A 15,257-nucleotide genomic window follows, 5' to 3' on the forward strand; every position below is an offset into this window, starting at 1 on the left:
AAAAGTTAAATTATCTATAAAGAGTGAAGTGACCTACAAACTCTTTTCCATCATTATTATCTACTTTTATAACATACCAGTAATCACCAGAAGGTAATTCTTTACCGTTATATTTTCCACTCCATCTTGACCCTACTGGTAATGTAGCAATTAGACGTCCGTAACGATCATAAATATGTGTCACTAATCTTGGATAAACTGTAGGATCTACACAACCAGGTCCCCAATCATCATTTTCCCCATTGCCATCTGGTGTCATCACATCAGGAATACAAATAGGAATATAAGTTAAGCGTTTAACATCTATATCACTACATTCACTATCATCCGTAACTATTACTCGTATCTGTTCATACTGTTGGTAGTAGATAAAAGTATTATTAGATCCTGATTGCATCTGTTGTCCATCTGCAAAGAATGTATACTTATAATTACCTGAACCTCCTGTAGCAACTGCCATTGCGGTATTAAGACCTGAAATACTTAATGTAACATCTAATTCATTTAGAGGAGTTACCATAAATGGAGTTGGAAGTACATTGTTATTTGGACATCCATTAGGCCCTTCTACAAATACCGTATGAAATGCAGGAGCTAAGAACTGGTTTGTGTATTTCGGATCAGTAGATAAGAATACATTACTAGTTTGAGCAGGTAAATTATCTAAACTAAATTTATAATTACCAACAAAAGCACCTTTAGGGTCTAATTTGTTTGTTACTTCTATTCGTACCATTGGTTTATTTGTTAATGGATTACAAGGATAAGTAACATTAATTACAGGCTCAAAACTATCACCAGGACCTATTGTAACAAAATATAAGGCTTTACAATTTGTAGCATTAGAATCTTTAATAGCAATAGAATATTTTTTACCGTCTAATCCATTAAATACATGAGAGTTCACACCGTCTAGATTGTTAATTGGTTCATAAATTGAATCATCAACTTCAACTGGTGGGGTTGAATTATCAAAACTTGTTTTATATTCTTTTGTTACAAAATAAGGCCCTGTACCTCCTTGAATATTTGTAATATGAATTTCTCCTCTATTTTCATTAGCACATATTTCATCAATACCAGTCACAGTACCTTTAAGTTCTGCTGGTGCTGTAATACGTACAGATTGTACTGGTGGATGGCATGAAGTAGCAACTGTAAACACATTTATCTCATACGTATCTGGTTTTAGATTACTAATTGTAAAAGTACCAGCGGCTAAATCACTATCGTTAACAGTATAAACTTGTTGATGTGTATAAGAGCCATCCCCTGAACTAATAGAATACTGTAATTTACGATTATCAATACCTGTTAAGGTTACTACAATTTTTCCATCTCTTTTGTATGAACAAGTAGTCTGAATTCCTTTTAAGTCAAATTTTAATTCAGCTGGTGAACTAATAGACACAGGAGTACTTATAGAAGTACAATTACCACTTCTAACTTGAATTGTATGATTCCCTACTGGGACATTCATAAATATACCTGTAGTATTAGAAATATTTGAAGGTAATAACACATACGTATAGTTTCCTTGTCCTCCACTTGCATGGGCAACAACTCTAGCTGTGTCATACGAACAATTTACTTGGATAGGTGAAATTGGATCAATCGTAAATGGTGACAAAGTACTGATTGTGTATCCGTTTGTTTCAACCCCAGCACAAGCATTTGTATCACGAACATAATATTTATAAGTTATGCCAGCAGCTAAATTATTTAATCTCAAAGGAGAAACGAATGGTGTCCATGGTCCTGATTGAGAATTACTATATTCAAATATACCTGTACCTCCAGTAGCTGTAAGAATTAAACTAGCTTGGCTTGTATCACAAATTTGTGAATTAGGTACTAACGATAAAGAGGTTTTAATTTCTTTAGCAGGTAATACATCAAAGAATAATTGTTTAGATGGACAATTAGATGCGTCATTCACAATAACATAATAACGTCCAGGAGCTAAATTAGTAAACGTATTAGATGCTTGAGGTCCTGAAGTAACTCCTACAGGATTTACATAATGTAAAGTGTAATTATAATCATTAGGAACATTATAACCACCTGTTACGCCTACTACTTGTACTACTCCATCATTTACACCAAAACAACGTAATTGTACTGGTGCAATATTAGGTGCATCAATAATAGCGGGTTTAGATAAATTAACTATCTGATTTACAGAACAACCTTTATCATCTTTGACTGTTACGGTATAAGCTGAATTACCCGATAATCCAGTAAATACACCTGGAGATAATTGCTGTCCTTCAACCGGTGATATAGTATAGGTGTAATTACCCCAACCACCTGTAGCAACTGCGCTAATAGAACCATCATTACCTGGTGTACAAGTTAATAATCCTTTAGTAGTGGCAATCGTAAGTGCATTGTTCGGTTCGTTAATTGTAAAATTAGACGAGAAAGTACAATTAGGTTTTTTAGCTAAAGTAACATTAAGAGTATAAGTACCAGCAGAAAGCCCATTAATGAGGAGTGGTCCTGCAGTAGCACTATTTCCTACTAAATTAAATCCAGTATTGTTATTTGTAACCGTATAATTAAATTCTCCAGCTTGATTTCCATTACTTAATATGGTATCTACTATGGAAACCTCTGTACTACCTGTAAAACTTCCTTTACAAGTTACATCCTTGGTATTTGCTAATTGTATAGCAAAAGTATTTGGATCTGCTACATAATGTATTTTTTGAACACTACAATTCGTTACAGGGTTAGTAACTGTAACCATGTAGTTATCTTTTCCTAAATTAGTAAAGATACCTGTAGTATTAGTAATAGATGCTCCTGTTCTGATATTAGTTACATTGTAATTATACACAGGAACCGGTGCACCTGTAGTAGTAACACTTACCGTAATATCCTCACCACTAATACATGTAATATCATTATTTACCACAATATTAGGTCCAGAAATACTAACAAAAGGAATTACATCAGCTGTAACAGTTCCTTTACATCCTTTATCATCATATACATTTATAGTATATTTTCCACCTACTATATCCGTTGTTGAATAGGTTTTTTCTGGACCAAAATAAACTTGCTTGCCGTTTAAAACAAACTCATAGTTTACATATTTACCAGAACCACCTGTTACGCCATTAACAGTAATTGAAGCAGCATTAACAGAGTTAGTATTTAGTGTACAAGCAAACTGATTAACAACAGGAGATGGGACAGTCATCACGTCAGGCTGAGAGATTGTAACTTGTTGTTTTACTTTACAATTTCTACCTGAAGTAACTTCAACAGTATAATTACCCGCTGGTAATCCTGTAAATACATTATTAGTTTGTGCTGGCCTCAATTGTTGAGAAGGGAAAACTAAAGCATAAGTATAAATAGGATTTCCATTTGATGGAGCCGGTTCTAAATTTACTGTAATCGTTCCGTTACTATCTCCATTACAGATAGTAGAGGTAGGTAGTATAGAAGCGATCAATACATCATCTGGTTTTTCTAATTTAACTGTAATATTTTTAGTACAAGCAGTAGTCAAATCTTTAACTGTAAAAGTGGAATCTCCAAATGGTAAACCTGTAAATATACCTGTACCATTTACTGTAGCTCCATACGTATATTCATAATTACCCGATCCGCCAACAGCAGTAAGTGTTATCTTACCATCATTAGCATTACAAGTAGGCTGAGCAACAATAGTAGGATTGATATTTAATGGCGGATATACAGTAATTGATTTACTGTCGGTACATCCATTAGCATCTTTTATAGTAATCGTATTATTTCCTATAATTAATCCATTAAAGGTATACGGTGCAATTACATTTACAAATGAGCTAGTTCCATTAGCATTTGTAATACTATAAGTATAAGGAGCTATTCCATCTACAACACTAGTTGCTGTTATTACATAATCAGTACCATTAGAAGTACATTGATTAGCAGCAAACACTGGGAGTGTTAGTACAGGATTCGTATCAGTAGGCAGAATAACTGGCACCTGTGCGATACAATTGTTGGCATCTTTTACATAAGCTATGTAATTACCTCCATCACGATTAAATACGGTAGAAGTTGTCCATCCCACAGAAGCAGCTGTAGGAGCAGGATCAGTAGCTAACGCTACAATATAGGAGTAGGTAGGAGTACCATTATTACCTAAAACTTTAATAATACCTGCTAGAGGATTACAATTATCATTTTTATCTACAGTAGCTGTTATTGCCAATTGTGTAGGAGTACCTACAGTAGCAGAAGCTGTTGTAATATCACACTTAGGAAAGTTATTTTCCTTAATTTTAACTGTATAAGTCCCCGCTGGTAAACCTGATATAGTAAACGGATTGGTTACAGTATTATCAACTATAATACCATTATGTCCAGCAACTATTGTGTTAGTATTATCATATAAAGTATACGCATAAGGTCCTGAATACCCTTGAACACTTAATAATAAACTTCCACCAGTAGTATCTCCAAAACATTTTACACTTGCATCAGGTGCTAGAGTAGCGGTTAATGTTTTAAATACATTTATTTGATGTCCTATTTGAATAAAACATCCAGTAGTTGCATCTGTTACTTGGAAAGTATAAGAACCTGCTGCACTAATTGTAAATTGATTAGCAGTTGGTCCAGCAACCACGTTAGTTGCTCCAAAAGGAATTACTTGGTAAGTATAATTACCTGAACCTCCTGTAGCATTAATACTAATAATTTCATTTTGAGTACAATCAATAGCTTGATTTTTAACTATGGTTGCTCCTAATGGTGTTATAGCATTAATATCAACTTTTGTAGTTCCGATACATCTGTTAGAATCAAACACTCTTATTGTGTAAGAACCACCAGCTGTATCTTGTGTTTTAAATGCAGAGCTAGCACCAGATTGTAAAACAACACCAGCCAGTTCAAACTCATAAGTTGTATATATTCCTGTACCTCCTGTAACATTTGTAACTTTGATTTCTGCAGGATTATAAGCATTCGTAGCATTACATGCAAACTGAGTAGCTACAGCGGTAATGCTAATAGGTGTTGGCTCATCTACTCTTACGTTTTGAGTAGCCGAGCAACCTCTTGCAGAAGTTACTGTGACAACATAATTGCCTAAAGGTAAACCTGCAAAGAGGTTCGTATCTTGTACTCCCACACCGTTTGGATCAGGAGCTATACTATATTTGTACGGTGCATCTGTATTAGTAGTATCTAAATTTACAGTTATACTACCATCATTACTACCAATACATTTAGTATTAGTAACTGTTGCTGCTACGAAAAGAACATCTTTAGCAGGTGCTAAATTTACAGGAACAGTTACTTTACAATTTGTTGTAAGATCCGTTACTTCAAAAGTGTAGTTACCTGGAGCTAAAGAATTAAAAATACCATTTAAATTAGTGGCTCCTAGAGGAGCTATTTGACTATAACTGTAGTTACCACTTCCATCATTTGCCTTAATAGTAATCGTACCAGTAGCTGTATTACAAGTAGGAAGTAAGGTAAAATCTCCAATTGCTTTTAAAGGTTTTAAAATTGTAACTGTAACCTTATTACCACAATTATTTTTATCTTTTACTTCTACGGTATGTACTCCTGAAGAAAGATTAGAAATAGTAAACGGTGCTGTCTGTGCTTGAAAAGCACCACCATCTATACTATACACATGAGGTGCAATACCAGAAGTTGTAAGTACTACATCAATAGCAAAATTACCCTCAGCAGCACATAAATTATTAACCGTTGCAGAAATAATTGGTTCTGAATCTACAGCAACCGTTATGAAATTAAATTTAATACAACCATTAGCGTCTTTTACATATACTATATATTTTCCTCCTTCTAAATTAAATACATTAGATTTATGGGTTAATGGATTAAAAGAACTAATAAATGCAGAATTTGTCGTTATAGGATCAGTACCATCTATTACCCCAGTTGCACCAGAATCAACAAATACTTGATATAAGTAAGGTCCTGTACCACCTGAAGCAGCAGCTGTAATAATACCAGCATTAGGTTTACAATTATCATTTGTGCTTGTCAAATCAAGTATTAAATCCGTTGCAGACTCTTTTATTTCATAAGGACCGAATGTCTTTCCACATCCTGCATTTGCTCCATTGATTTCACGTATTAAGATATTATACGAACCTGGTGCTAAAGGATTAATTGAATATGGATAAACAAAAGGCGAATTAATTATTACAGGGGCTCCAATGTTTACATTAGTAGCCGCATTAACTAATTGGTATGAAAACTGAGTAACACCTGCACTTAAATTACTTAAAGTAAATTTAATAGATCCATCAGCAGCACCTCTACACGTCACATTATTAATAACCGGAGATAAAGTAGGATTGATAAACGAAGGTGTCGTAGGGGCCGTTTGGAAGTGATAACATCCTGTTGTTGTATCATATACCACTATACTATAAGTGGCTCCTGGGATTAAACCATTAAAAATATGAGAAGCAGCACCATTATTAGAATTAACAAGAGTAGTTGACCATGGAGCAGCTGGTAAATCAACAATTCCAAACTGATAAGTACCTGGTCCGATAACTCCTCCTGAAATATCCACTTTTAAACTTGCACCTGTTGCACAAGTAGCTACACCTGTAAAAGCAAATGTTAAACCTGAAGGTGGGCTAGATACAATTTGATTTGGAACTACTTTAGAACAACCATTAGCATCAACTGCCTTTACAGTATAAACACCATAATCAATATTAGGGAAACAAACTGTAGCCGCTAATGGTAAAGAATTAACAACAATCGGAGTACCTACTTGTACACCTGATGCGTTAATTAATGTAAAGGTAATAGGCAATGTTCCTCCTGTTAAATCTGTATTTACACAGATAGAACCTAAATTATAAGTATTAGTTGCAATATTACAAGTAATAGGATTAATTTTAATTGTATAATTTAATAAAGCTGGTTCTGTAATACTGAAAGTTTTAGTATCAGTACAAGATTTTGCATCTGTAACAGTAACAGAATAATTACCAGCAGGTAAACCAGCTGTTTGTGTACCATAATTAATACCTGTTGTTGTATTTACAACTGATATGGTATAATCAGGTGTCCCGTTTGTAACGGTCCAAGTAAAGGCACCTGTGGCATCACCATGACATTTTACGGTTGGACTAGTTATGTTTAAAGATAAATTAGGTAACGAACGTGGTTTTATATCTAATATATTAGTCTCTATTTGACATCCTTTAGCATCTGTAATACGGAATTTATAAGTACCTGAGTTTGCTAATAAAACAGGATATGTAAAGGTAGAACCTGTAATAGTGCCTACTACGGTGTAAGCACCACCATTATAACTTACTTCATATTTGCCATACGGTAAATAACCGTTTGAAATACTACCATTAATAACAGCATCTGGCGTAGCCGTACAATCGTATCCCTTATTTAAAACAATTGTTGCATTTAATTCGCTATTAATTGTTTGTTGGAATACTGTAGGATTTGTACATCCATAAGCATCTCGCACAACTATTGTATAGGTACCTGGAATTAGCCCATTAAAAGTATGGCTATCAGTAGGTGTATTGCTTGGTACAAAAGCCCCTCCATTCAAACTGAAACTATAAGGAGAAATCCCTCCTGAAGCGGATACAACTAAAGATGCTTTGTTTGTATTGTCATAACAAAAATCAGAAGCTCCTACTAAAGCAATCGTAGGACGATTTGGGTTCGTTAAATTAATTGTTTTAGATACTTGACACCCTCCTGCATCCTTAATAGTTACAGTATAGTTGTTAGCTGGCAAATTACTAAATATATTACCAGTTAAAGTACCCGCAGCAGGACTAATTGTATAGGTATAACCTCCCCATCCTCCAGTAGCATTAACAATGATACTTCCTTGTTTTGTACAAGTAATAGGATCTTTATCCAATGTTGCATCTAAAGCAACTGTAGGTGTTTTTATCTCAAATAAAGTAGTTATCTTACACTTTGTTGTAGTATTAGTTACATCAACTGTGTAATTTCCTGCTCTTAAATTGTTTAATACAAAAGGCGATGTAGTTCCTGTACCTACAGAAGGAGTAGGACCTGTTACTACGTATGAATAACCTGTTCCAAAATTTGATACCGATATTTCAACAGATCCTTCAGTTCCATTTAAACATTTAATATCTGATAGAATTCGATTAGATATTGACATATCTGGTAATGGATTGATAGTATATTTTTCAGTATACGTACAATCTTTTGCATCAGTAACTACAAAGGTATAGGTACCCGCAGATAGATTAGTAAAAGCACCTGTAGTATTTGTTACAGCCGCAGCTACTGGATCTGTTATAGCATACTCTTTTAAAGGTAAGCTACCACCTGTAACGGTCACTTGTACATTAATTGTTTTAGCAGGACAAGTCATAGAAGAAGTAGGAGTAACCGTTAAATCCGTTGGAGGGGTTAATGGAACTACTACAAATGGAGGGTTAATCGTAAAACGACAACCATTTTTGTCTCTGACTACTATGGTATAAGTACCCGCAATTAAATTACTGAAAACGTTAGATGACTGCCATGTATTACCGTTATTATTACTATACTCAACACCTCCAGCACCATTTTCATTTGGTAACACTGTAACTGTGATAGTAGCATTCGTTTTACACGTGTAATTTGGATTTAGTGCAGCTGTAGCCTTTAAAATATTAGGTTGACTAATTGTAATAGTTCCTGTAATAGTACACAGTTTAAGATCTCGAATAATATAATTATAAGTTCCTTGTGCCAAACCAGCATAGCTAGTCTGATTAGAGAAACCAGCATTATTAAAGTTAATTTGATAACCACCCGCACCACCAGTAGGAGCAAAGGTAACACTTCCATCCGCTCCTCCATTACAGGTTACAGCTACGGTAGAAGGATTAGCAATTATAGGTACTAATTTTTTAACGGTTACAGTATTCGTGGTTACTTTACATCCTTTACTATCTGTTACTAAAAATTGATATGTAGTATCAGCTAAAACAGGAGGTATTGAGTATTTAAATGGCAAATTAGCTATAGGAGTAGGTACTGCTGGAGTATAATTTACACCTCCATCTGTACTTACTTGATATGAATAATTTGGATAACCATTTGAAATTGCAAGTGTAATTTCTGCATTTGGATTTGATGGATTACAATCAGCATCTTTTGTTAAAGTAGCTGTTGCTACCAATTGTGCATTAATTTGTTGCGCTGATGTAGCCGCAGTACAGCCAAAAGTATCTCTTACTACTACAACATAACTCCCTGGTGTTAAGTTTGAAAAAGTAGCATTATTTTGGAAAGGAATTAAAATAGTTCCTGTATTATTTTCTAATTGATATTGATAACCTGGAGTACCACCTGATGCACTTACTACTATAGTAGCAGCATTGGTTCCATCATAACAAAAATCAGATGTTGCTAGTACCTGTATAGTTGGTTTAGGTGCAATACCAATCGTAATTGTTGTTTTTTGTGTGCATCCATTAGCATCTTTTACCACAACCACATAATCACCTGGTGCAACGTTATTAAATTTATTATTTGATTGATAATTTATAACAGGAACACCCGTAGTAGTTTCTAATTGGTACTGATAAGCAGGAGTACCTCCAGTAGCAGTAACTGATACAATAGCACCAGTAGTACAAGTAGCTGGAGTTATATTAGTTTGTACTTGCAATTGAGCTGGTACAATTATGGCTTGTGGTAAATTAAAACTACAACCTGCATTAGCAGCAGTTAAGTCGTATTTTACCAATACAAATCCTGGATATCCTGCTGGAGGGACAGGTACTACTGCTGGAGATGTTTTATAAGATATCCAAGTAGCACCATTATTCATTGATACTTGATACCCTGAAGTTGTATTAAAGTTTTGTGCAGCTATGGTAATTGTAGCATCATTTAATCCTGCGCAGCTCACATCTTTATGAGATGTAATTTGAGCCGTAAAAGCTTGTCCACATGGGATATTTACAGGAATAGTTTTAGTTGCAATACAAGTTATAGGCAATTGATACGCTTCTATATCGTCTACAGCAAAATCGATACCATTTTGTTGTGCAACTTCTAATCTTAGAACAAAATCAAGGGTTGTATTATTTCCTGGATTTATAGTTTTGTTGTATACTTCCCATTTTTCCGTTTTAGGTATAGCTCCTGTAGAACTAGAGGATAGAGCTACGCCTGCGCTATCTTGTAACTCTACTGTTAAAGAAGCATCTGGTTGTGTATTTCCAATTCTTAATAGATTTCTTGCATAAAAACGAACTTGAATATCCTGATTCGGAATAATATCTTTGATTGTTTTTCTATATAAAACAGCATTATTAGGTATAGCATTTCCAGCATCTACAGCTAAATATCTACCTGGCCTTGCTCCAGTAGTATGATCCAAAGGAATAGACCAACCTGAATAAGGATTATTAAGTAAGAATTGTGTGACTGTATATTCTCCGTTACCAAAAAGTTTATTCCCATGACATTTCGTAGCCTCTACTTGTCTCTCCCAACAAAAAGCAGGGTTAATACCTGGAGAAGACACATCAGGACCCGATCCAAAATCTTCTTTTAATAAATTACTAAAAGTAGGAGGGTTGGTTAAATTATAATTTACTGTTATTACAGAGTTCCCACACTGAACGTTCTTGAATACATTAGAAGTAGGATCGTGTGGAGGATTCAATGCCGGTGAGATAGAATAGGTATATGTATAAGCCGTAGAACCATTATTAACGGTAACCGTACTCGTAGCGGAACCATTACAATTAAAGGCAGGTGCAGACGTGTTAATTGTTGGATCAGGAGGAATAGGATCTAAAGTAACCGTCATTGGAAACACACAATCAGCAGCATCTTTAACAGAAACAGTATAAGTACCTGGAGCTACTGAAATTTGGCTTACGTTAGTCCAACCATTCCCAAAGTTGTATAAATAAGGAGATGGTCCAGTGAAAGGTTTTCCTCCTTCTACATTTGTGATACGAATAATTCCTTTACCTCCAGTCGTATTACAGGCTAATGCCATAACACCTCCAGAAGCAGTTAATGGATTTTCAGGTTGAGAAATCGTAATATTAGGTTCTGTTTTTGTACAAACCGCAGTACCTATGGTATATTGAATTACAGGTGTATAAATACCTGGTGCTAAATTTGTAAACGATGAATTATTAGTAAAAGGAGCACCTCCAGTAATGCTATATCCTAATGTATTTCCATTTGCATTCGTAACATTAAATGTAATGGTCCCAGAAGTATCATTATAACATTTTACATCAGTATAGCTTACTGTATATACAGGAGCTGGAACTTTTACAACATTAATTTGAGTTGTTTGAGTACAGTTATTAGAATCATATACAGTAATGGTATTAATTCCAGGATTTGTAACAGAAATAACATTAGTTGTTAAAAATGGGGCAGGAGGAGCACTATTCAAATAGAAAAAGTATGGTGCAGTACCTCCAGTTGCTGATATTGTAATTTCGCCATCTGAACATGTACTTAAAGGTTTTGTTATAGAGGCATTTAATACCAATTGAGCAGGGTTAATTAAAGTAAAAGTTCCGTCTTTGGTACAACTTGGAGTGGTAACAATCCAATAGTAGGACAAACCAGGTGTTAAATTATCAAAGATATTATATGCCTGTGCCGTAGTAACCGAGTTTCCTACGATTAATCCAGAGGCATTTGTTCCTTGATATAAAGTATATGTATAAGGACCATCTACTCCAGAAACACCTAAATTAACAGATCCTAAATCTCCATTACATTTAGGTTGTGAAACCGTTGGTAAAACGGATATATTATTAGCTGGTACCTCGATGTTTTTAATAGGAATTTGACAAGAACCAGGAACCGTATTATCTTTTACATTTATTGTGTAATTACCTGCTGTTAATATTTGAAATACAGGATTAACGGTCCAAACACCCAACGTTCCATTAGGTTGTACTAATTGGAATTGAAATTTACCGGTACTATTAACAGGTTTAATAACTGTTATAGAACCTGGGGCACCACATACAATAGGTAATACTTTAACTTCAGTTTCTATTAAATTTTTATAAACGTTAAAATAAAAAGTTCTTGTACATCCTCCAATAAAAGTATAAATAAGTCTGTATTTTCCTTCATTTGAAACAGTGTATTCATTTGCCTCAACTATTTTATTCCAACAAGAATCTGTTGTAACAGGACAGTTTGTTACAGGATTATAGGGACCACAACCTGCTTTAGCTTCATCATATAATTGCCATTCTACTTTTATAGCTCCTGCGATATTAGGTTGTAATAATTTACTATCATCTTTACCGCAAAGATAAATACTAGGAATTCTTTCACCTGAATCAGTACACTGAACAGGAGTAAGACTTTGATCGTATTTAATTAGAGGATTTTCAAGATCTGCTCCGTATAGTTTAACATTAAATGTTTGAACAATAGATCTACAAATAGCATCTGTGCCTGTTACAGTATAAGTTCCTGGTAAATTTACTGTTACTTCTTGACTTGTTTTATTAGGAGTAAAAATTGCTCCTGCAGGCCCAGTCCAAACATAATTACCATAATTATCTCCTGCTTTTAGTGTGGTTGTATTACCACAATAAAGAACTTCTGTAGTGAAATTACATTTCTTATCTAAACCAACAATGAAGTTTGTTGAATTTGTAGAACCTACCAAACAATTAGGATCTATTTGAGAATAACTAGGATCATTGTGATTTTCCGCATTATTAATAACACCACTGTATTCAACAAAAGCTTGGTTTTTAATTTCATTTGAGCAAGCTGTTGTAAACTCATCACAAGAACAAGCAATTTTTACCTTGATTTTAATTGAATACTCTGGAGCATCTTTTTTTAGATATGCTTTAGGAATATAAATAAACAACTCCCTAGGATTTGTAGGATTTGTCTCATATTTCATTGAAGTATTTAATGCCGTATTTGTAGATGTAATACTTTGGAAACTTACATTTTTAGGAAGAATATCCTTTAACAATACATAATTAGTTCCATATTTATGAGATGTTAAACCTTGTGCATCGTCATTACCTATATTATCAAAATATATATTGTAATTAATTTCATCACATATATCTACGGTTTGATTAGAAATATCTAAACCTGCGTTATTTGTTACATTTTTCCTTAATATGACTCTAGGTCCAATAACATCAACAGCAAAAGCTGTAAAAAAAACAAAGTACTGATCACCATTTGTCCCTAGATTAATAGAAGCTGATGTATCATTATTTTTAATTACAGAATTACTAGGATTATCTACTTTAAAAATACCAGCGTCATAACCTAAGGTATTCTTACTACTAGGTGTTCTACCTGATAAAAGTCCTGAAGGATCAGTTAAAGTACTATTAAAGAAATTTTGTTTATAATCAGAAGTAAATTGGTTGATTTTTCTAAAAGGAGGTTGCATTAATACATTATTAATTTTAAAAAAATCACCTGATATTTGTTGATCTCCTTCTAATGCTCCAAATGCTACCCAAGCTCCTACGTTTCCTGTAGGTATTGTTTTAAATCCACTAACAGGTACATCTAAAGAATTAGTATTATTCAACTTTGTAAACCCATTAAAAGAAGTAATATTTTTAGCTGGCAAATTAGGATTTTCGTATATAACATACAAATGCCATCCTCCTGAATAACCTCCTCCTAAAGCGTCGTTACCTTCTGAACAAACAATATTGGCCACAGTATAATCACCTTGAATATCTACCAATTTATTTAATAAATCAGTAACATCGGCAAAAGCTGCATAAGGCTTATTTACTTCAGTGGTTTGATTATAGATAAGGGTACCTGATATATCTTCATAAACTGTAGATCTTGGAAGTTTTAATTTAACTTTCTTAATATCTAAAGTTGTATTTTTATAAATCCCTGCCCAATATAATGCCGCATATTTTACTTTATGACAGGCTTGGTAAGCAGTAGGAATTTTTAATTCAGCTTTACTAGCATTGTAAACGCTTCGATCTGCAGCATCTACATTAACATAAACCAGATTAATCCTATCATTAGTTACAACTCCATCGTATGGCAAAGTTGAGTGCTGCGATAAATTATTATTTCCTATTAATAAAATATCTGCATTAAGACCATTTGTCTGATTGACAACAGAAAAAGGCTTAAATTGTTGTGCAAAGGATTGATGAAATCCTAAGCTCCAGAACAATAAAATACATAAGTAATAACTCGATCTCATAGGGCATTCGTTTATTATTTAAAAACTCATAAAGTTATATAATTTTCTTATGAACTTGTTTTAGTAACAAATCATATATAATCTAAAATAATTATTTTTCTATTTTAATAATTACCATTTTACCATTATAAGGTTTTTCTCCTTTATTTTTCATAGCTTCATCCGCTTCATTTATTTCATCATAATGTTTACTGTAGATAAAGTAAGTTCCTGTACTTATATCATAAAAGAAATCTATATTTTTTTCTCCTGCTTGTATTGCTTTTTTCACAAAAGCATCACGTCTTGCTTCATCCTTATGAGTAGCTAATACCATATAAAAACCTGCTTTTTCATTAGGTACATTTTTAACAATTTGCATATTCATTTGATCGCTATCTCCATAATCAAAATCTGTTGATTTATAAGCTTGATCCGTTGGAGTTGTGCTTGCCTTAATTTGACTTAAAGTAGCACGATCTTTTTGATATTTAGCAGAAGCATCTTCAAAATTAGCACGTTTAATACGGCGTCTTTTTTCTATTTCCGTTTGAGTCTTAATATCCTCCAATTTAGTAATTAACTGTTTACTCTCTTCCTCTGATCGAGCTTTATCTTGTTTTAATTTTTCTATTGTTTTAAGATAAGACTGGTTAATAACATCATTTTTATTAGGTATTTTTTTCAAACGTTCTGCTGCCAAAGTCTGATATTCCGCAATAAACTGATCTTGTTGTTTTATGTTTAATGCTATTTCACTTTTTAATGATTCTATTGCTTTGTTAGCTTGACTCATGCTCTTAAATTCTACTTCTTGAACAGGAGCTACAATTCCTTTTTCCGAATCATCATTTGCTTTACGCATAGCCATTAATTCTTTCTCTTTTTCTAATACTATACTTTGGAATTTTTTAATTGATTCCGATTGTAATTTTTGAGAATCTTCAATAACGTTTGACAAATTGTCTATTTCTTTATCTTCTGCTGTTTTTAAAGCTTCTTTACGCGCCAATTCCTCAGCCTCTGATTTCTCTTTCGCTAGACGCTCTGA

At 33.6% G+C, this 15,257-nt stretch carries 1 protein-coding gene and 1 pseudogene; both read right to left on the reverse strand.

The genetic code is table 11. The features are described 5' to 3' along the window. Nucleotides 1–10: 10 nt before the first annotated feature. The gene (locus tag B0A78_RS04315) at nt 11–14,227 is read right to left on the reverse strand and encodes a T9SS type B sorting domain-containing protein (protein WP_075348567.1); all 14,217 of its coding nucleotides are present in this window, start codon (nt 14,225–14,227) and stop codon (nt 11–13) included. Nucleotides 14,228–14,318: 91 nt separating this feature from the next. Then, nucleotides 14,319–15,257 (reverse strand): annotated as a pseudogene (locus tag B0A78_RS14425) (PorP/SprF family type IX secretion system membrane protein); the annotation flags it as partial.

Origin of the sequence: Flavobacterium columnare NBRC 100251 = ATCC 23463, from assembly GCF_002530675.1 — a bacterium.
Taxonomy (GTDB): domain Bacteria; phylum Bacteroidota; class Bacteroidia; order Flavobacteriales; family Flavobacteriaceae; genus Flavobacterium; species Flavobacterium columnare.

Coding starts and splice junctions, on each gene's coding strand:
- B0A78_RS04315 (WP_075348567.1), bottom strand. CDS start 14,227: ATGAGATCGAGTTATTACTTATGTATTTTATTGTTCTGGAGCTTAGGA.